Origin of the sequence: Streptococcus infantis, from assembly GCF_047463315.1 — a bacterium.
Classification (GTDB): Bacteria; Bacillota; Bacilli; order Lactobacillales; family Streptococcaceae; genus Streptococcus; species Streptococcus infantis_AB.
The window spans coordinates 124,550-145,530 of sequence record NZ_JASHEB010000005.1 but is presented as its reverse complement, the minus strand read 5'-3'; the positions used below and the strand labels follow the sequence as shown (position 1 = coordinate 145,530).

Annotated in this window: 12 protein-coding genes, 1 tRNA gene and 1 other RNA gene; 3 read left to right on the top strand and 11 right to left on the bottom strand. The window is 40.4% G+C overall.

The features are described from left to right. Positions 1-80: 80 nt before the first annotated feature. From QM857_RS06880 to QM857_RS06860, 5 genes are all read right to left on the bottom strand, one after another. A complete protein-coding gene (locus QM857_RS06880; protein WP_414275484.1) occupies positions 81-6,851 on the bottom strand; it encodes a SpGH101 family endo-alpha-N-acetylgalactosaminidase in 6,771 nt (2,256 codons plus the stop codon). 326 nt (positions 6,852-7,177) lie between these two features. Further along, positions 7,178-9,463 carry a DNA translocase FtsK gene (locus tag QM857_RS06875; RefSeq protein ID WP_414275513.1) on the bottom strand — a complete coding sequence of 762 codons (2,286 nt, stop codon included), beginning with the start codon at positions 9,461-9,463 and terminating at the stop codon, positions 7,178-7,180. Between the two features lie 146 nt (positions 9,464-9,609). Beyond that, positions 9,610-11,559 (bottom strand): fructose-specific PTS transporter subunit EIIC, encoded by a 1,950-nt coding sequence (locus tag QM857_RS06870; RefSeq protein ID WP_414275483.1) that lies wholly within the window; start codon positions 11,557-11,559, stop codon positions 9,610-9,612. Continuing rightward, on the bottom strand, positions 11,556-12,467 hold the full coding sequence (gene pfkB / locus QM857_RS06865; RefSeq protein WP_006152496.1) for a 1-phosphofructokinase: 912 nt from the start codon (positions 12,465-12,467) through the stop codon (positions 11,556-11,558). The genes QM857_RS06870 and pfkB overlap by 4 nt, the downstream gene beginning before the upstream one ends. Next, on the bottom strand, positions 12,464-13,204 hold the full coding sequence (locus QM857_RS06860) for a DeoR/GlpR family DNA-binding transcription regulator (RefSeq protein ID WP_414264160.1): 741 nt from the start codon (positions 13,202-13,204) through the stop codon (positions 12,464-12,466). Before QM857_RS06860 ends, pfkB begins: the two co-directional genes overlap by 4 nt. Before the next feature lie 161 nt (positions 13,205-13,365). Between QM857_RS06860 and QM857_RS06855 the strand changes: the two genes are divergently transcribed. Beyond that, positions 13,366-13,453 (top strand) — tRNA-Ser (locus QM857_RS06855). A gap of 79 nt (positions 13,454-13,532) precedes the next feature. On the opposite strand, the gene QM857_RS06850 is transcribed toward QM857_RS06855, so the two are convergent. The 5 genes from QM857_RS06850 to QM857_RS06830 form a co-directional block, all read right to left on the bottom strand. Further along, the gene (locus QM857_RS06850; protein WP_225750159.1) at positions 13,533-14,867 is read right to left on the bottom strand and encodes an Nramp family divalent metal transporter; all 1,335 of its coding nucleotides are present in this window, start codon (positions 14,865-14,867) and stop codon (positions 13,533-13,535) included. A 398-nt stretch (positions 14,868-15,265) separates the two neighbouring features. Further along, positions 15,266-15,613: a transfer-messenger RNA gene (gene ssrA, locus QM857_RS06845) on the bottom strand. Positions 15,614-15,673: 60 nt separating this feature from the next. Then, positions 15,674-16,309, bottom strand: coding sequence for an SGNH/GDSL hydrolase family protein (locus QM857_RS06840; protein WP_414275482.1), 636 nt, complete (start codon positions 16,307-16,309; stop codon positions 15,674-15,676). A gap of 1 nt (position 16,310) precedes the next feature. After that, the gene (locus QM857_RS06835; RefSeq protein WP_414275481.1) at positions 16,311-17,138 is read right to left on the bottom strand and encodes an HAD family hydrolase; all 828 of its coding nucleotides are present in this window, start codon (positions 17,136-17,138) and stop codon (positions 16,311-16,313) included. A gap of 24 nt (positions 17,139-17,162) precedes the next feature. Then, a complete protein-coding gene (locus tag QM857_RS06830) occupies positions 17,163-18,482 on the bottom strand; it encodes a CapA family protein (RefSeq protein WP_414275480.1) in 1,320 nt (439 codons plus the stop codon). 148 nt (positions 18,483-18,630) lie between these two features. Here QM857_RS06830 and def point away from each other — a divergent pair, with 148 nt between their 5' ends. Beyond that, the gene (gene def, locus QM857_RS06825) at positions 18,631-19,242 is read left to right on the top strand and encodes a peptide deformylase (RefSeq protein WP_414275479.1); all 612 of its coding nucleotides are present in this window, start codon (positions 18,631-18,633) and stop codon (positions 19,240-19,242) included. A gap of 44 nt (positions 19,243-19,286) precedes the next feature. Continuing rightward, positions 19,287-20,015 (top strand): 23S rRNA (guanosine(2251)-2'-O)-methyltransferase RlmB, encoded by a 729-nt coding sequence (gene rlmB, locus QM857_RS06820; protein ID WP_414275478.1) that lies wholly within the window; start codon positions 19,287-19,289, stop codon positions 20,013-20,015. Between the two features lie 34 nt (positions 20,016-20,049). Here the strand turns inward: rlmB and trxB are convergent, their stop codons facing one another. Further along, on the bottom strand, positions 20,050-20,961 hold the full coding sequence (trxB, locus tag QM857_RS06815; RefSeq protein ID WP_414275477.1) for a thioredoxin-disulfide reductase: 912 nt from the start codon (positions 20,959-20,961) through the stop codon (positions 20,050-20,052). Between the last annotated feature and the right edge of the window lie 20 nt (positions 20,962-20,981).

Below are 20,981 nucleotides of genomic sequence, written 5' to 3'. Positions count from 1 at the left end.
GGTCCTCTCTAGGTGTTTGGTTTTCTCCATTACAATAAGTTAGGAGTTTGAGTTTTCATAGTATAAAACTCTATTATATTTTAATCTTCTTTTCTTTTTTGAAGAAATAGAGCAGACATTGCTAATGTAAGACCAGCTAGGAAGAGGTGTTCAGTTGTGCCTTCACCAGTTTCAGGAAGTTTAGGCTGTTCTGTTTCTTTTTGTGCCGCTTGCATAGCAGGTGTTGGTGTAAGAGCTGGTTTCTGATCAAGTTTTTCTGCAACTGGACTTGTCTGATTGTCTCCTGCACCTAATGTTTCTTTATACTCAGGAACGTCATTCTTAGCAGCTTCAACCCAATTAACGCCACCCTTGAACTCAGGAACGTCATTCTTAGCAGCTTCAACCCAATTAACGCCACCCTTGAATTCTGGGAGCTCATTCTTGTCCGCTTCAACCCAATTAACGCCACCCTTGAATTCTGGGAGCTCATTCTTGTCCGCTTCAACCCAATTGACGCCACCCTTGAACTCTGAGATTTCATGAACAGCTGCTTCTGCAGCATTAACTCCACCTGTAAATTCAGGAATTTCAACTACTGGTGGTTGCTGATCTCCCTTACTTGAAAGGACTTCAGGTTCTGGGGTTGGTTCTGGATCTGGAGTTGGTTTTGGATCTGGAGTTGGCTCTGGATCTGGAGTTGGCTCTGGATCTGGAGTTGGTTTTGGATCTGGAGTTGGTTCTGGATCCGGAGTTGGCTCTGGATCTGGAGTTAGTTTTGGATCCGGAGTTGGTTTCGGATCTGGAGTTGGTTCTGGATCTGGAGTTGGCTCTGGATCTGGAGTTGGCTCTGGATCTGGAGTTGGTTCTGGATCTGGAGTTGGTTTTGGATCTGGAGTTGGTTCTGGATCTGGAGTTGGTTCTGGATCTGGAGTTGAATCTTTCAATTGATCCAGATACTCTGCAAAGAATGTCACCATTCGATCTGTTAAGAGGTGGTTATCTGTTGCATATTTCATGCTAGCAATAACGCTTGCCACTTCTTCTTGATTGCTCTTATCAGTCAATTTTTGAGCTTTAGCTAAGGCTGCTTCATATGCACTTGTGTCAAGACCTGCTTCAGCAACTTGAGGACGAGCAAAGATCAATTCTGCAGCTGATTGATATTGATTACCACCATCTCCATAAGTTCTTGTTCCAGTTAGAACAATCTTCTTAGCCTTGATAGTCTTACCAAAGTCGATATCTTTTGGTTTGTTATTATCAGCCCAATTAGTTGCATTGAAGGTATGCTCCTTACCTGTTTCATCAGTAACAACAAGAGTCACATCTCTCAAGTTACCATTTGAACCTGAACCGCGTGGAACATAACGGAAGCCTGTAATTTCAGTTGGTTCTTTCAAGACCATGGTTGCTGGTTTACCAACATCTCCTCCGCCCCATGATGTATGCCATAGACTAGACAAGTTGCCATCAAAGGCATTTTCAAGACCTTCACCAGCCTGAGCAGGAGCTGAAAGACTTGCAAAGTCATCTGGCACAAGAGCTACTTTCTTCATTACTAAAGCATCTTTAAGAGCATTGACCTTATCGATTTCTGCTTTAGCTTCTTCCAGACTAATGTCATCATCTGCTTGACTGAGGTTGAAGACAGCTTCTTTCAAAGCATCCATACTTTCTTTGGTGTAGTTAGTCATGGCTACAGTTGGAAGATAATTCTTGACAGCATTTTCTGTCATCATCTTACCTGTCAAGACAATCTCTTCAATTTGAAGTTTATCCATGATGAAGTCATTGTAACCACGGAAGTTAGCATTACCACCAGAATCTCCACGAGTATTACTTGCGTTACCTGTAGAGTAGATACCTACCCAAGTATCGCCAGTTTCAGCACCTGTCACAAGGAAGGTTGCACGTTTCGCTTTTTGAGAATCTGTCCATGAGTTTGGTAATTCATGCATTTCGAGATCGCTTGCTTGACTACCACGACGGCCAGATTGGAATTCTCCCTTACCTACAACAAAGGCGTAAGTATTATCTGATCCAGCTTCGTAGTCAAATGTGATACGGTAGGTCTTACCTGCTTCAAAGCGGAAGTTTTGTGGAATTGTTTGGTAAACCAAGTTACGACGGCTAACGAGACCGTTTGTCTTGAGTGACCAATTTCCTTCGATAACGTCGTCAACTTTCTTGCCATTCCAATCACGTTGTGTGTATGGACCATGTTTTTCAGACAAGTGAGTACGGTTATCTTCAACACCTTCGATTCCACCGATGACAAATGGGAAGATACCTTGTCCGACATTTTCAAAGTCTTGTTTGAAAACGCCTGTTGCAGTATCATGACCATCACCATACATAGCAGAGTCATTTTCGAAGGTACGGATTTCATCGAAGTAAGTTGCTTCATCTCCTGCTTCACGACTCAAGGTCACAGTTACATTTGATACATCTGAACCTGTTGTGAAGAAGGCATACATGTTTTGGAAGTAACTTCTATCATTAACAGTTGCATTGTCAGTACGAGTATTATGAGCGTATGCTTTAACGTAGTTAAGGGCCAGTGACTTGTTCGTGTAGTTGGTCACTTCTTTCTCACCAGTGTTAACAGTAATGCTTGCTTTGGCATCACTACGGTTATCCACACCGACATAGACAGCATATTTAGTATTTGGTTTCAAACCAGTCAATTTTTGAGTGAGACTAACTTTTTCTTTATTGCCTTGGATGCGGAGCATTTGGTTTGCACCTTGAGATTTGACAACTGTTGCTTTAGAAGCGTCACCTTCAATCTTCCAATGATCCAAAGATTCACTGTTAAATCCTTGGTCATAGATGTGCATTCCTTCACTCCATGACATTTCAGGATTAGTTTGTTTAGAACGATAAAGAACATAAGGTTGATTTGCTAGAAGGTCAAGTGTAATCTTACCATCTTTGACAGCCACTTCTTGTTCTTCAGTCTTACCTTGGTCTGTTAGTTTGTAAAGGTAAACTTTGCCGTTTGCCCAATCGCTAGGAAGTGTCCAAGTTGTTGCACCTTTTTCAGTATTGAAGTAGTACATTTTTTCCTTGTCACCAGTAAGCTTGTTACCATTTGCATCCCAGTTCCAAGGTGTCAAGTAGGCTGAACCATCTTGAATGACACGATCATTAAGCGTAACAATCCGTTCACGGTATTGTGGGCTATTGACATCATTAGATTTACGAGTAACAACTACCTTGTTGTTTTCCTCATCAACCAATTCAACCTTCATCTCAGGTGTCCACTTGTAGGTACCACCATTGTCAGTCATGGTTACTGGTTTACCATTTTCCCATTTGCTAACAGTGAAGTGTTGGAAGTATTTAGTCATAACATCGTGGGCAAACAAGTTGGTTACATAACCATTATAGTCGCTACGACCTTGCCAACCTTCGAAGTCTTTCATGCTGTATCCGCCTAGAAGTGGGTAGTTTGCCGCACCTCCGTAGCTTCTGTAATCACCAACCCAAGCATCTTTCTGGTGGTTACGGATAAAGCGAGTAATGGCACTGTTGATACCTTTATTGGTATAGCCACCATAAGTCAAGTCAGCTGCCCAGTGATGGAAGGTAGAGTCATACTCACCACCATGGCCCCACTCAATTGCAAAACGCCAACCCTGTTGGTTGATTTCTTTTGCAAGAACGTGAGTTGCCCAAGCACCATTGTCTCCTGATTGACCGTTACCCCAAACGTCGACATAGATGAAGTCTAGGCCTTCACCCAATTCTTTCTTCAATTCTTCCCAACGCGCTAAACGTCCATGAGCCAAGTCATAGGCTGCATCGATGTTGATACCTTGGTCAAGCCAGTTCCAACCATAGCTATAGCTACCGTCAGCATTTTTACGAAGGATATTTTCATTGAAGTATTTTGATTCAGGATAGGTTTCTGAAGCGTTAACGTGGATACCGAGGTGGGCACCATATTTCTTAGCTTTTTCAATAAGAGCTTTAAAGTCTTCCGTACCACCGATACGTTTACCGATATCCGCGTAGTTTAAGTGACCTGAGTCATGTCCTTCACTACCGTAACCTTTAAGGAGGACACCCTGTCCAAGACCATCTGTGTGGAGGTTAATCTTCTTGATACCATCCAAGGTCATCAGGAATGGGTTTTGTGCCTGTGAACCAAAGTTCATGGCGATACGGTAGGCTGTAATATTTTTAACTTTTTCCCATCCTTGAGGGTTGTTCATGATGCTACGGTATGCAATCGCACCATCTTGCCAGTCTACTTTATTATCAGCATTGGCATCTTCTGTGATGACAACTTTAGCACTTGGAAGTTCCTTAGTATATGCTGGGAAGACAATACCATTGTGTGCTTTTTCCCATTGCCATTCAGAACTATGGATTTCAACGTAGTTAGCATTACCAATAGTATTCTTGTATGCTGTCAAACGTGTCCAGTCATAAGAACCACCACCGTAACTGTTTTGTGAGTTGCTCCATACACCAGCAGCAAGTTTATCTGTTGAAACAAATCCATACATGTAACCTTTGGCCAATTCTTTCATTGGATTGGTTACTTCGATATGGTCGTCACCACTTACGTGAGTATTGTTTGACATGGTTGCCCCATCAAACTTAGCTCCAGGTTGGTCACTTGAAACAGATACCAAGGCATTGCCTAGGAAGCTGATAGAAGAAAGTAATTTACGTTCATCATCAATTTTCTGTCCTGGCGTTACTTGGTTATGGTTGACAATCTTAGTCACATCAAAGTGAAGTTGATTGCCCACTACTTGTAAACGAACAGTCATATCTGCATTGATGAGATTTTCCTCATCACGAAGTTTCATTTCGTACTCGGCAGTCGTTGCATTTACTTTTTTATAGGTAACTTCCGGAGTTACAGCATGCTTATTGATAACAACTTGATTAATTGGTTGAAGTTGACCTGGAAGCTTGTTGCCATTAAGGACATATTCTTTAATACGAGGGAAGGCTTGGTCAATGACTGCTTTCAAAACAGTAGACTCAATTGTATCGTATTTCACATTACGATCATCGACTTCATCGCCTTTTTCTTTTTCAGCGACTTCTTGGTCTGCTTTAACGCCTTCTTGGTCATCTGTTTTAATGTTTACAATTGTTCTTTCACTACTATTGTATGTTCCAGCTTTAAGAACAATCTTCTTCTCATCTTTTAATTTGTCATTAACTGCAGAAGGTAAGGTAAGAGTATCGAATAACTTGACATCATTGTTTGTTGCGTTAAGTTGTCCATCCGATTTGAGACTGATTGTCAAATGGTTAACAGAACCATTTACTGGTGCTGCGACACGTTCGCCTTGATACCATAATCCGCTACCGTTTGTCTTGTATTCCCAGAACCATCCGCCTTGGTCATACCCTACAAAAACATTGTTATCAGTATCTTTAAATTTCATGAAGACACCAAAGCGAGACTTGCCTGTTTCAGACTCTTCTTTGAAGGTTAAATCAACTGTAGCATTCCCATTAGCATCAACTGTCAAACCTTCTTTTTCGAACAAGGCTGGATTTTTGCCGTTATCATTTTGAGCTGTTGAAGCTAGTTGATTGTATCGAACACCTTTTTCTTCACGAATTGCTACTGTTCCTTGTTGTTCCTTCTTATCAACAGTTTTCCATTCTGGTTTGACTTCTTTTCTTTCAGCTGGTTTATTTTCAGCCGGTTTGTTTTCAGCTGGTTTTTCTTCCTGAGGTTTATCCTCTTTTGGTTTATCCTCTTTTGGTTTTTCTTCTTTATCTTCAACTTGTTTATCAAGTGCATCTAGACCCGCTGGTTTAGTTGTTTCAATACCTTTGATGTAGTTTTGAATCCACTCTAATTGAGCAGGTGAGAAAAGAATACCTCCACTACGTTTACCAGATACACCGTTTTGATGAATCCCAATTAATTTTCCATTTTCATCAAAGATTCCGCCACCACTGGCACCAGGTTCACTTCCTTGGTAACTAATTCCACGAACGCCCTCTCCATGGTCATTAATATCTTCGACAGTGGTATTAAGAATTGGATCAAGCTCTCCTTTTGGATAGCCAAATACATGTACCTTATCTCCTACCTTAATAGTTGATGGTTTATCCGCAACTTCAACTGGAGCATTTGCAAGTGGACTGCGAAGTTTGACTATGGCTAAGTCATTTTTATAACCTTTTAGGAAGCCTTCACGGTCCCAGTGTTTTACATCATTTTTACTAAACTTAACGTCTGGTGCACCTTCATAAGAAACTGTATACACATCTTTATCACTTTCGATGTTGTCTGCTACCTTACGATTATTGCCATCCGGAACATCCTTGATAAAGTTATGAGATACTGATAAGACAAGATTTTCTCCGATAACAACCCCACTACCAATACCAGCTTCGCTCTTAATTTCAACAGTCGCACCGTAATTTAACTCACCGTTTTTAGTTTTAGCGACATCTTCTGGAACTAAACTTTTATCTTCTTTTTCTAAATCTTCTTTTGAAGCAGAATGTCCACTATCTTCAGCCTTATCGAGTTTTTCACGCAAATCCTTTGGAAGTTCATTTTCAGTTGCTGAACTTGTTGCAACTTCTTTTTCTTTCTCTAATAATTCTTCCTCAGTTTTTGGTCCTTCGGTAACTTCAGGAGAACCTTGATCTTCTCCAGGTTTTGGTGCTTCAAAATCATGTCCATTATCATCTTTTGCATTTGCCAGAGCAGCTGCTAAATCAGCTGGCATATTTGCGGTAGACCCAGTTTGGGCTGTATCTGCCAAAACAGTACTTGTTCCAAAGAATGTAGCACCAATGACAACAGAAGCAACACCTAATGAAAATTTCCGAATACTATATTTACAACGTTTTTCAAATAACCTTTTATCCATTATTTTTTATTCCTTCCTGCTTAAAAAGTAAGCGTTTGCATTTCGTCTTAAAAAAATAACCCCCTTCATTATTTTCGCTTATTTTTTAAACATATAAATATTTCTTAAACCATTTTAATATATCAAAAATCGGTTTAAAAATCAATACTATATTAGTTAAAATTAGTAAAAGTAAAATCTAAATTCCGAACCAGACTGAAAGTTTTTTTACTACAAGAACACCTATAATCATAGGCATAAAAAAGAAATTACCTTCGAAAAAATAGAGTAGATTATCCCAATTTCGAAAGGTAATTTCTTGAATTTTTATTCTATTTTCAAACAATTTATTGTTGTAAAACTTTACGAGGTTTTGTTCCTTCAGCAGGTCCAATAACACCTGCCATCTCTAATTCTTCCATCAATCGAGTGGCTCGGTTAAATCCAACCGAAAGACGGCGCTGAATCATGGATGCACTTGCTTTTTGAGTTTCAATAACTAATGCCTTGGCTTCTTCGAAAAGTGGATCTCCACCATCATCTCCAGAACCAAACTCACCTTCTGACTCAGATACTTCTCCTGGGTCAAAGCTTTCATCATAATCAGCATCAGCTTGAGCCTTAATGAAGTTTACGATACGTTCAACATCATCATCTGAGATAAAGGAACCTTGGAGACGAACAGGATGGTTTTCATCAATTGGCTTAAAGAGCATATCCCCTCGGCCGAGTAATTTCTCCGCACCATTTTCATCCAAAATAGTACGTGAATCTGTTCCTGAAGAAACAGCGAATGCTACACGTGACGGCACATTTGCCTTAATCAAACCAGAGATAACATCCACTGAAGGACGCTGAGTTGCAAGAATCATGTGAATACCAGCCGCACGTGCCTTCTGTCCAAGTCGGATAATGGCATCTTCTACTTCCTTGCTAGCAACCATCATGAGGTCAGCCAACTCATCCACAATCACGACGATTAAAGGTAGAGGTACTTGTTTGTACTCTGATTGAGCGTTGAATTCCTCAACCTTAGCATTAAAACCAGCAATATTTCGAACTCCGACTTTAGCGAAAAGTTCGTAGCGGTTTTCCATCTCATCAACGACTTTTTGAAGGGCCTTACTGGCCTTACGAGGGTTGGTCACAACTGGAATCAAGAGATGAGGGATATCGTTGTATACTGAAAGCTCAACCATCTTAGGGTCCACCATCATAAACTTAACCTGGTCAGGGCGGGCCTTCATCAAAATACTTGCGATAATTCCATTAACTGCAACGGATTTACCAGAACCTGTCGAACCGGCCACTAGCAAGTGAGGCATTTTTGCCAAATCAAAACTACGAGCCGTACCATTGACTGCTTTCCCAAGAGGAATTTCTAAAAGATTTTCAGGTTTTGTTTGTGATTGTTCCCAAAGCTCACGGAAGGATACAGTTGCAATTTCCGAGTTAGGAACTTCGATACCTACCAAGGATTTCCCAGGAATCGGTGCTTCGATACGGACATCCTTAGCAGCCAAGGCCAAAGCTAAATCGTCTGCTAGGTTTGAAATACGGTTGACACGGACACCAACTGCAGGTTTAACCTCATACTTGGTCACCGACGGACCGATTTCTGCTCTTTCTACAGTCACTTTAATACCAAAACTTGCGAAGGTCTCTTCCAAAATTTTAATATTTTCTCGAACGATTTTCTTTTCTTTTGACTGATCTTTTGGTTTATCAGGTGCAAAGAGTTGCAAGCTTGGAAGCTTATACTCCAAGGCCTTTTTAGCAGAAAAATCTACTTCAACCTCTTCGTCATCATCATCTTCTTCAGAGAAAACTTCTTCCTCTGGATAGTCTCCTTCTTCAGGGTAATCAAAATCAGCTTGCGGGAGAATAATCTCAGGTTCTACCCATTCCTCCTCTGGAAGTGGAGGAAATTCTTGCAGTGGTTGGTCTGATAAGATTTCTCCAGTTTCCATATCTACAGGCTGCATGTCAAGCAAAGCCTGCTCTTCTCTTTCTTTTTCAAGTCTTGCTTGCTCTTCTGCTTCTCTTCGTGCCTTTTCCTCTTCACGCTTGATAAAGCGCTCTTGTTTTTTCTGTTCACGGCGCTCCATCCAGATAGCAAATCGAGCTGAAAGAAAATCAGCAATATCATAGATAGACCATGGACTCATTAAAAGAGCTCCGATTAGGATTAAGATTGCCCCGATGAAATAGGTACCGATGTTTGAGAACAAAAATGCTACTGGTATGTAGAGACCTACCCCTAACAAGCCTCCCCCTGCAAAACTTGTTACTTGAAAACTGGTTAAATCTTTAAAGATTTGTCCAATCGTTCCTTGAAAAATAGCATTTGCCATGCTAAGCTTCCAGACAAGATAAGCTTGAAAGATGAGGAGCAAGCCTGCAAAAATAAAGAAGAAACCTGCTAGCAAGCCTTCTTGTTTATGAATCCATTTAAAGAAGAATAGATAAATCAAGAGAGAGAAAATAGCTAAGTATGCTAAACTCCCTACGAGTAAGCGAATCAGGTTATAAACAGTGATTCCAACAGCTCCCCATTTGAGGGCCGCAAAAATTAAACAGATAGCCAAAGCTAAGGAAATCAGCATTCGTTGAATCGCTTGTTTTCTTTCCAATTCTGCTTTAGACGGTCTTCGTCTTGTTTTAGTTGTATTCTTGTTTGCCATGCTTCTATTATATCATATTTCAGAAACTTTTCGAGGGGTTAAAAAATGACTGCCCACTTTCGTGTTCAGTCATTTGAATGTATTTATGATTATTTTTATAATGGTTTACGAAGGTAACCGTAAACTACACCACTGACAAGTGCTCCTACCAAGACAAAGACAAGGTAAAGAAGAGCATTTGAAGTAAGGGCGATAACGAAGATTCCTCCATGAGGAGCCATGAGTTTGATATTTGCAAGACCAACAAGTCCACCTGCTACTGCTGAACCAAGGATAAAGCTTGGAATAGCACGAGCAGGGTCTGCTGCACCGAACGGAATCGCACCTTCAGTGATGAATGACAAGCCCATAACGATATTCGTCAAACCAGAGTTACGTTCTTCTTTGGTAAATTTATTCTTGAAGAGAAGTGTTGCCACAAAGATTGCAAGTGGTGGAACCATTCCTCCAGCCATAACTGCTGCCATGGCTACTGAACCACCTGTTGCCACTGTTGCTGCAAGGGTACCAGTACCAAAGACGTAGGCTGCTTTATTGACAGGTCCACCCATATCGACAGCCATCATTCCTCCAAGAACGACTCCAAGAAGGACAGCTGATCCACCTTCAAGACCACCAAGGAAGTTGTTCATACCAGTGTTGATTGCGGCCATTGGGATATTAACAGCTAGCATGACAAATCCTGTCAAGATTGTTCCAAAAAGTGGCAAAAGAAGGATTGATTTAGCACCTTCAAGTGAGCGAGGAACCTTCACGTATTTCTTAACCAAGAGCACCAAGGCACCTGCGATAAATCCACCTACGAGGGCTCCAAGGAAACCTGATGATACCCCTGCAAGGGCTGAAGTTGCTTCGCCACCTTGTGCGTAAGGGATTTTACCAAAGGCATAACCTTCTTTAGCGATAGCACCAGCTACGAAACCGGCTACCAAACCTGGTTTTTCAGCGATTGAGTAAGCAACATATCCAGCAAATACTGGAAGCATCAAACCGAAGGCTGAACCACCAATTTTCATGAACATGGAAGCTAGCTCATGGTAGGAACCGAGATTGCCAAGACTATCCTGTGGCACACCCAAAGCACCATCAATCAAGAAGGCAAGGGCAATCATGATACCTCCACCGATAACGAATGGCAACATTTGTGATACACCACTCATCAAGTGTTTGTAGAAGGCACCACCTAGACTTTGTTTTTCATTAGATGCTGTTGAAGCTTGCGCTCCATTAGCAGCACGATATACTTCAGCATTACCAGAAAGAGCCAAGTTGATCAACTCTTCTGTCTTACGAATACCATCTGCAACCGGACGGTTCACCAATGGTTTACCATCGAAACGATCCATCTCAACTGCCTTATCTGCAGCGATGATAACAGCTTTGGCATTGCGGATTTCTTCTGCTGTCAATTTGTTGCCAACACCACTTGCACCGTTGGTTTCAACCTTGATACCAACACCCATTTCCGCAGCCACTTTTTGAAGAGCTTCTTGGGCCATGTATGTGTGGGCAATTCCTGTTGTACAAGCTGTAACTGCTACGATAAAGTCACCAGATTCATTTGCAGGAGCTTGAACTGGTTCTTGAGCTTTTTCTGAAGCTTGGTCAAAGAGTTCAATGACTTGATCAGCTGATGTTACTTGACGAAGTTTATCAGCAAATCCGTCTTTCATCAAATATTGTGACAATTCTGCCAAGGCAGCCAAGTGAGTATCATTGGCACCTTCTGGAGCAGCAATCATAAAGAAGAGGTCAGTTGGTTGCCCGTCTAAACTTTCGTAGTCAACACCCTTGTTTGACTTAGCAAAGAGAACTGTTGCTTCCTTAACAGCAGCATTTTTGCTGTGTGGCATAGCGATACCGTCGCCTAAGCCTGTAGAAGTCAAAGCTTCACGCGCTAAGATTCCTTCTTTAAAGGTTTCAAAATCTGTCACGTAGCCATGCTCCACCAAGCTATGAATCATTTCTTCGATAGCTGCTGTTTTTTCAGTTGCTTGCAAATCAAGCAACATGACATCTTTTCTCAATAAATCTTGAATTTTCATCTTTTTTCTACCTCAACTTTTTCATAAGTTTCTTTAATAAATGCTGCAGTTGCTAAATCATCTGAAAATGTAGTTGCTGTTCCACAAGCCACTCCCCATTTGAAGGCTTCTACTGCGTCTTTTGATTTGACAAACTCACCCGTAAATCCAGCAACCATCGAGTCACCAGCACCAACTGAGTTTTTCACGGTTCCTTTAATCGGTTTAGCAAAGTATGCTCCATCTGATGTTACCAGAAGGGCACCATCACCAGCCATAGAAATAATCACGTTTTGAGCACCTTTAGCCAGCAACTCACGAGCATATTTTTCAATCTCATCTAAGCTTTCAAGTTTGACTCCAAAGATTGCTCCAAGTTCATGATTATTTGGTTTGACCAAAAGAGGTTGATAATCCAAACTATCGATTAAGGTCTGACCTTCAAAGTCACAGACTACTTGAGCGCCTGTCTGACGGGTCAAGGCAATCAAATCCTTGTAGATAACATTGCCTAAGTTCTTTGCACTTGAACCAGCAAATACCACAGTATCTTCTGCTGTCAGACTTGAAAGAATGGCTTTTAACTCTTCAAGTTGTTCGGGCTCAACATTAGGACCTGTCCCATTGATTTCAGTTTCTTGGTCTGCTTTGATCTTGACATTGATACGCGTATCTTCTGCCACTTGAACAAATTGCGTTTCAATTTGTTCTTCAGCTAAAGTATCTGTGATAAATTTACCTGTAAAGCCACCGATGAAGCCTGTCGCTGTATTTGGAATATCCAAGCGTTTCAAGACACGGCTAACATTGATTCCTTTACCACCAGCAAACTTATCATCACTGTCCATACGATTGACACTACCAACTTCCACTTTGTCCAAACGGACAATGTAGTCTATAGATGGATTGAGTGTGACTGTATAAATCATACTTCTATTACCTCCGTTTTCTCTTTGATAGCTGGCAAGAGCTCGTGACCCTTGCTTGTAATGACAATAGCACGTTTTATAGGAGCTACCTTAGCAAAACAAGACTGACCAATCTTGGATGAATCTGCTAGAACATATGTCTGTTTAGCATTTTCTAAGATAGCACGCTTGACGGCGCCCTCCTCCATATCTGGAGTTGTAAAGTAACCTTCATCTACACCATTCATTCCAATAAAGGCACGATCAAAGTGCAGTTGGTTAATCTGATTGAGAGCTACTCCTCCGATACTGGCATCTGTTGTCATTTTAACTCCACCACCGATAATGACTGTTGGGATTTGCTTATCCACTAATTGAACCGCATGGTGAATGGAATTGGTTACCACTGTAATGTCTTTTCGCTCCAATTCCTTAATGAGAAAGGCTGTCGTACTTCCTGCATCCACAAAGATAACATCTTTTTCTTTGATGAGGGAAGCCGCTTTTTGCGCAATCAACTTCTTCTCTTGAAGGTTTTTGACAGATTTTTCTTGAATGGTTTCTTCTTCTTGCAAGGAGTGAGGCAACTCTGCTCCTCCATGCACTCGACGAAGTTTATTTTCGGACTCCAATTCATCTAAATCACGTCTGACTGTTGATTCTGAAGTATCTAACAAGCCTACCAATTTCTCTAGAGAGACGATTTTATGCTTACTCAATTCTTCTAAAATCAACTTTTTTCTCTCGCTTTTTAGCACGAACCCACCTCCTGTTAACGATTACATTATTCATTCTATCATAAAAAATATCAAAGTCAAGCATTTTTTGTCAATTTCTTTCATTTTCTATCACTGGATCCTCAACTTTAAATAAATTTGCAAGAAAGAAGGCTTTATGGTAGACTAGGTTAGTAAACAATGGAAGATTACTCAAGAGGCTTAAGAGGCCGTGTTGGAAACGCGGTAGGCGTGTTAAAGCGTGCGTGGGTTCGAATCCCATGTCTTCCGTTTAGTTTCAAAAAAGATACCCAAGAAATCTTGGGTATCTTTTTTCTTATATACTTGTTTTATAACTCGGGTGAATTTCTTAGAAAATATCAAATAACAATTTCACATTGAGAATTGTTAAGATAATGGAAACAATATAACCAAGGATGGTATTCCATTTAGCATTGGTAAATTCGCCCATCAGTGATTTCTTAGAAGTTAGATAAATCAAAGGGAAGATTGAAAATGGAAGAGCGATTGAAAGAAAGACCTGCGAATAAACCAATAACTGATCCAAGGTTTTTTCCTGATGACCAAACACAACCGCTACAATCATGACAGGCAACAAGGCAAAGAGACGAGTTGCCAAACGAATGAACCATTGAGGCAATCTCATATGCAAGAAACCTTCCATAACGATTTGTCCAGTCAAGGTACCCGTAATTGTCGAATTCTGACCACTGGCTAATAAAGCCAAGGCAAACAAGGTTGATAAGGTTGAGCTAGCTATAGCTCCTGCAATAGTAGAATCCTGCAAGGCATTATACATTTGAGAGAAGGCAGAAATCTCGGATGCATGGCCGAAAAAGAGAGCCGCCCCGAGAATTAATAGAAGGGAGTTAACGATAAAGGCCAAGGACAGTTGAAGATTTGAATCCCAGGTCATAAAGCGCACGGCTTTTCGAACATCATTCTTGTCCTTGTGATTGATTTTCCGAGTTTGAGACAAGGAAGAATGCAAATAGAGGTTATGGGGCATCACTGTCGCACCCACGATACCTAACGCCAAGGTTAATTGACTTTCATGCCCTGGCAAAGGACTTTCAAATAAGGTTGCATTCGGTAGATAACCCTCAACGATTCCTTGGAAGCTTGGATGTGACAAAGCTACCAGATAAGTAAAGATTGCTAAAATCGTTAAAATCAGTGTTGTCACAATAGCTTCAATCTTCTTAAAGCCAAATTTCATCAAAAGCAATAAGAGAAAGACATCTAGAACCGTCAAAAGGATGGCTATCATAATCGGAATCTTAAAGAGAAGATTGAGAGCAATCGCTGAACCTAGAACTTCTGCCAGATCTGTCGCCATCAAGGCTAATTCTAAAATCACCCATAGACTATAACGAAGCCATTTAGGTGAATGATGAGCCGTTGCTTGAGCCAGGTCCATCTGGGTTACAATACCAAGCTTTCCTGCCATCTGCTGAAGTTGCATGGCAATGAGAGATGAAATCAAGATAACAAACAAGAGACTATACTTATAGGAAGCACCACCGACTACACTGGTAATCCAGTTTCCTGGATCCATATAACCAACTGCGACAAGAGCACCCGGACCTAAAAAGGCCTTTAAATTTTGCCAGAAATGATTGTTATTTGGAGTATCGATAGATTGATTAATCTCAGAGAGTGACACTTTTTTATGAGAAGACATAGATACTTACCTCTTTCTAAACCTACTTTTTCATTATTTTCTATTAGAGAAAAATAAGATTGACTTTAAACTATTAAAACAATGAAAACTATATGAAAAACATTTAGTTTTTTCATTATTTTTCTTAAGGCACCTTAATATTTTTATTAAGGCACCTTAATTATAACACAAAAAATGAAAACTATATGAAAAACATTTAGTTTTTTCATTATTTTTCTTAAGGCACCTTAATTATAACAGAAAATATGATAAAAACTTAAGAAAATTCAGGACTTGATTTAATATTTAGGATACAACAAAATGTTGTATTCTTTTTTTGCAAAAGAATACCAAAGAATAAAATAAAAAACGTTGTAAAAACAACGTTTTAGAAAGATTTACAAAACAATGTAAATTATCAATGGAGCCGGTGGGAGTCGAACCCACGTCCAAACACCTGCTAACATATTTGTCTACAACCATAGGTTATGTATTGTTTTAACAGCATCTCGACACATAACTCAAGCCTAGGAACTGCGAGTCTATCAATCTCTTATCAAACTGCTAGACAAAGTTTGATCGTATCTCGCTAATAATAAGACCTGTCATCAGACACGAGCAATCCGAATCAGGTCACGCCTGCTGGTTTTTAGGCAGCTAGAGCGTAAGAAGTGTTATTTTTTGCAGTTATATTTAACTGAGCGTTTACGTCGCCACACGAGTCGCAAAATATGCCTCATAATGCCTGTCGAATCCGTAACGACCCCAAAGACTATAAAGATATTATACCTTATCTAGGTTAAAAAAGCAAAAATGCAAGTAGATGTCTAGAAAAGTCTAGTTTTCAAGGTTTCTGATAGAGCCTGATAGCCAGAAATGCTAAGGTGAAGCCCATCTGTTGTATAGTCAGATTTGAGTTGCTCTTCCTGATCGAGTAGCTCTTCAAAAGCAGACACATATTCTACCTGCATGTATGCAGAAGCTAGCTCTTGATAGGCTTGGTTCCAAGCCTTGATTTTCTCATTTGTACGAATATAAACTGTCTGTTTGTATTCTTCCCCTTGATGAACTGGCAGAATAGAAACTAGCTTAATCTGTGACAGCGGATAGTCACGAGAAATACTTTGAATCACACTTTCAAGATTTGTTAATGCTTGACTCATTGGAATATCTTTTCCAATATCATTGGTCCCAATCAAAAGCACAATTTGATCCACTGCATCACCATAGAGGTGGGAATCAAGGTTATCAAGTAAAAGGCCAGTTTGATAACCACGAATACCTCTATTTACAATGGTCTTTGTTGTCCCTAGTAATTCTTGCAAGGGATAATACTCAACAATAGAATCTCCAATAAAGATGATATCTGGTTCAATTACCGAAATCTGATTGAGTTCACGATACTTGGTTTGAATTTTCTCTTGCTCTTTTAAGAGCCAGTTTTCTAATAGCTGTACTGCCAAGTTATTCTCCTCTTTCTAACCAGTTCTCTAAAACTTTGTAAACACCTGCCTGACTATTGGCTGGAGCTACTTTTGTCGCAATTTCTTTTACAGCCTCTTCTGCATTTTCCATAGCGTATGAAATTCCTGCCAACTCTAACATTTCAATGTCATTTTCACTATCACCAAAGGCCATGATTTGTTCAGGTTTTAAGTTCCAACGTTTGAGCAATTCTACTAGCCCCCACGCTTTATGAATCCCATCTTGTAAGATATCAATACAGCCATAACCGCTGGAAACAGCTCGTACATGCCCATCAAATAGGTCATTAATTTCCTGTAAAACCGAATCGGATCGTTCTTCACCAACAACCATACTCATCTTGAGAACACCACCGAAGAGATTAGGGTCAAATTCATCAACAAAGTTCATTCGTTGATAGAGCTTTTCAATCATCTCTGGAGTCATAAATTTATCAAGTTCTGTAAAAACAGTACCTTTCTTTACAAAACCACCATTCATAGCAGTTACGACAAACTGATCCTGACATTCTCTACCTTTAAAATGGCTCAAAGCCCTATCAACCATGGCATCATCCCAAGTTTGTGCTTGAAGTAATTCATTATTTTCGAATATCCGAGCACCATTAGCAACTACCAGAACGACTCTTTCTGCTAGATGTCCCAGTAATTGTCTCATACGATGAACTTCATTTCCAGTCGCGATGACAAACCGAACGCCACGTTGGTCCAGCTTATCCAAAATTTTCTCTAAACGAGGAAGGTCTAATTGACCTCTTGGATCTAACAAAGTACCATCCATATCCGTTGCTACTATCTTAATTTCCATTGTGTCTCCTTGAGATTCGAATCACTACCACTTCAAACCTACATGTTCATTCATTTCTTTATAGGCTGTATCAATCCGTTCCTTGGTAGCCTCGTCTAACTGACTACGGTATTTCCCACCCTCAATAAAGTCTTCCAGGATATAAGTTTGGTAAAGATAGAGTGGGTATCCTTCTGGAGAATAGCCTCCCTTTGGAGTCCTACTCACCCAGCTTGGATGGGCTTGGGCAGTTTCGATAGTCGTTTTACCAGATTTCTTCTTAATGGTCACATCCATGAGAACTCCACGTTCCGTCCATTTTGCATTTTCCTCATCTTGCATGGTTTCAATACGCTGATTCGATAGGAAATTCCCCATAGAGTAGATAATAAGTTTCTTATCCCCGTCTTTTTCAACTGTCTCAGCTGGTTCAACAACGTGAGGATGTCCACCGAAGATAATATCAGCTCCCCAGTCAATCATTTTATGGTAGAGTTCCTTTTGCTCTTCAGTTGGTTCCAATTGATACTCAATTCCCATCTGAGGCATAACAACCGTTATATCTGCTTCTTTTTCAGCTCTTTCAATTTCGGCCTTCATTTTTTCTTCGTTGAGGTCAGAAAGATGATTGTCATAGTCTTCTTTAGAAATGTATTCTTCAATACCGTTAAAGCCATAAGAATAAGCTAGAAGAGCAACTTTTATGCCCTTGACTTCCTTGATGACGATAGGCGCCTTATCTCTTGGTTCGTGGGTGTAAACTCCGATTGGAGTCATTCCAGCTTTTTCGATAGCATCAGCAGTTGAAAAAACTCCCTCAATCTGAGAATCCAAGATATGATTATGAGCCAAGTCTAACACTTGGTAACCAGCATCCTTTATAGCATCCATGACTTCTCCAGGTGCATTAAACAAAGGATAACCTCCTAAGTAGTGATCCTTGTTTACAGTTCCTTCAAAGTCACCGATGACTAGGTCTGCTTGTTTGAGCCAAGGTTTTACATACTCAAAATTTTCATGAAAATCATAAGTCCCATCTTCTTTTAGGGCAGTTCGATAAATCGGAATATGATAGAGGAGGTCACCATTTGCCATGATGCGCACACTTGTTTCTTCTTCCGTTACGGAAGTCTTACCTTTAGAGTCTGAATTCTGACTCACTGCAGGTGCATTGCTATTCCACAATGGAAGTCCCTTTATTCCTTGAGCTAATAAAGTCAAAGCCATCGAAATCGCAACAACAATCAACAACACAACAACAAAGGTTTTATTACTCCATTGGCGATAGTTTCTAAAAAAACGAATAAATTTTCTGACAAGTCCTAAGACAGGATCTTTTTGATTTCTACTACTGCGTTTTTCCATATCTTTTCTCCTTGCTTTTTTGATGCAAGTCTCCTTACCTTATTATACCACAGACAAATAGCTATTTCCCTTTATTAGCAACTTCTGTGACTTTCTTTCTCAACTATTTTGTGTTATCATGGAATTGTAATGGAAGGAAGGAGAGAAGATGTCTGCTATAGAACGTATTACAAAAGCTTCACATTTAATCGATATGAAAGATATTATCCGCGAGGGCAATCCAACCCTACGTGCAGTTGCTGAGGAAGTCACTTTCCCATTGAGCGATCAAGATATCATCCTTGGTGAGAAAATGATGCAATTTTTAAAACATTCACAAGACCCAGTTATGGCTGAAAAGTTAGGTCTACGTGGAGGAGTCGGACTTGCTGCACCACAATTAGATATCTCAAAACGCATCATTGCTGTTTTAGTTCCTACTATCACCGAGAAAGGTGAAACACCTCAAGAAGCCTATGACTTACAAGCTGTTATGTACAATCCTAAGATTGTCTCACACTCAGTCCAAGACGCTGCTCTAGGTGAGGGAGAAGGATGTCTATCAGTCGATCGTGCTGTCCCAGGTTATGTTATCCGCCATGCCCGAGTAACTGTCGACTACTTTGACAAAGATGGCGAAAAGCATCGCATCAAGCTAAAAGGCTACAACTCCATCGTTGTACAACATGAAATCGATCACTTAAATGGTGTTATGTTTTATGATCGTATCAATGAAAAGGATCCTTTCGCAGTCAAAGAAGGTTTACTCATTCTGGAATAAAGAAAATCCCGTTCGACAACGGGGTTTTATGTTATAATAGAGCCATGAAAACAAATGATATTGTCTATGGCGTTCACGCCGTTACGGAAGCACTGTTAACAAATACTGGAAACAAACTCTATCTCCAGGATGATTTACGAGGTAAGAATGTAGAAAAAGTCAAGGAACTGGCAACTGAAAAGAAAGTATCCATTTCTTGGACTTCAAAAAAATCTCTTTCCGAAATGACTGAAGGAGCTGTCCACCAAGGTTTTGTCCTACGTGTTTCTGAATTTGCCTATACTGAACTTGAGCAGATTCTTGCTCAGACTCGTCAAGAAGAAAACCCACTCCTATTGATTCTCGATGGACTAACTGACCCTCATAACTTAGGTTCTATCCTAAGAACATCCGATGCAACCAATGTTTCAGGCGTCATTATTCCCAAGCATCGAGCTGTTGGTGTGACACCCGTAGTTGCAAAAACAGCAACGGGTGCCATCGAGCATGTGCCTATCGCTCGCGTTACCAATCTCAGCCAAACCTTGGACAAGCTAAAAGAAGAAGGATTTTGGACCTTTGGAACTGATATGAATGGAACTCCTTGCCATAAATGGAACACCAGTGGAAAGGTCGCCCTCATTATCGGAAATGAAGGGAAGGGTATCTCTAGCAACATCAAAAAACAAGTGGACGAGATGATCACTATACCAATGAATGGACATGTACAGAGTCTCAATGCAAGCGTTGCTGCTGCTATTCTTATGTACGAAGTCTTCCGAAATCGATTCTAATAAAAAGTTTCCAATCAGTTGATTGGAAACTTTTTTAACTATGTTCAGTAATAAATTTATAGGCTTCTTGACCTGCAATAGCTCCATCACCAACTGCTGTTGTAACTTGGCGAAGGTCTTTCTGACGAACATCTCCAACTGCAAAGACACCTGCAACACTTGTCTTCATGTGGTCATCTGTCACAATCCAACCTGACTCATCTTGGATTTGTAAATCTTTTGTAAAATCGCTAACTGGATCTAAACCAACATAGATGAAGACACCTCCAAAGGCATGTTCAATCACTTGATTTGTTTTAACATTTTCAATGACAACTGACTCCACACGGTTTTCACCCTTGATTTCTTTGACAACAGAATCCCAAATGAAGTTGATTTTTTCATTGGCAAAGGCGCGATCTTGCAAGACTTTTTGAGCACGAAGCTCATCACGACGGTGAACGATGGTTACAGTTTTGGCAAACTGTGTTAAGAAGATTGCTTCCTCAACCGCTGAGTCACCTCCACCTACAACCAACAAATCTTGGTCACGGAAAAAGGCTCCATCACAAACCGCACAGTAAGAAACACCTCGACTGTTGAGTTTTTCTTCACCTGGAACTCCTAAGAGTCGGTGCTTAGAACCAGTCGCCACAATAACTGTGCGAGTTTCAAATTCTTCATCGTCTGTGATTACTTTCTTAACATCACCATGGTTCTCAATATTTTTTACAAAGCCATAGAGATGTTCAACACCTAGATTTTCAAGAGGTTCAAACATCTTTTCTGCTAACTCAGGTCCACTAATGTTAGCATAACCTGGATAGTTTTCAATGTCAGAAGTGTTGTTCATCTGACCGCCAGGAAGACCACCTTCAATCAAAGCTACTTTGAGATTGCTGCGAGCTGCATACAAGGCTGCAGTCATCCCAGCAGGACCTGCACCGATAATAATCGTATCGTACATTCTATTTCCTTCTTTCTTGT

What these genes read in the sequence shown, in the direction of transcription:
- def (WP_414275479.1), top strand. Translation starts at nt 18,631, where the DNA reads ATGTCTGCTATAGAACGTATTACAAAAGCTTCACATTTAATCGATATG.
- QM857_RS06850 (WP_225750159.1), bottom strand. Translation starts at nt 14,867, where the DNA reads ATGTCTTCTCATAAAAAAGTGTCACTCTCTGAGATTAATCAATCTATC.
- QM857_RS06830 (WP_414275480.1), bottom strand. Translation starts at nt 18,482, where the DNA reads ATGGAAAAACGCAGTAGTAGAAATCAAAAAGATCCTGTCTTAGGACTT.
- trxB (WP_414275477.1), bottom strand. Translation starts at nt 20,961, where the DNA reads ATGTACGATACGATTATTATCGGTGCAGGTCCTGCTGGGATGACTGCA.
- QM857_RS06870 (WP_414275483.1), bottom strand. Translation starts at nt 11,559, where the DNA reads ATGAAAATTCAAGATTTATTGAGAAAAGATGTCATGTTGCTTGATTTG.
- pfkB (WP_006152496.1), bottom strand. Translation starts at nt 12,467, where the DNA reads ATGATTTATACAGTCACACTCAATCCATCTATAGACTACATTGTCCGT.
- QM857_RS06880 (WP_414275484.1), bottom strand. Translation starts at nt 6,851, where the DNA reads ATGGATAAAAGGTTATTTGAAAAACGTTGTAAATATAGTATTCGGAAA.
- QM857_RS06835 (WP_414275481.1), bottom strand. Translation starts at nt 17,138, where the DNA reads ATGGAAATTAAGATAGTAGCAACGGATATGGATGGTACTTTGTTAGAT.
- rlmB (WP_414275478.1), top strand. Translation starts at nt 19,287, where the DNA reads ATGAAAACAAATGATATTGTCTATGGCGTTCACGCCGTTACGGAAGCA.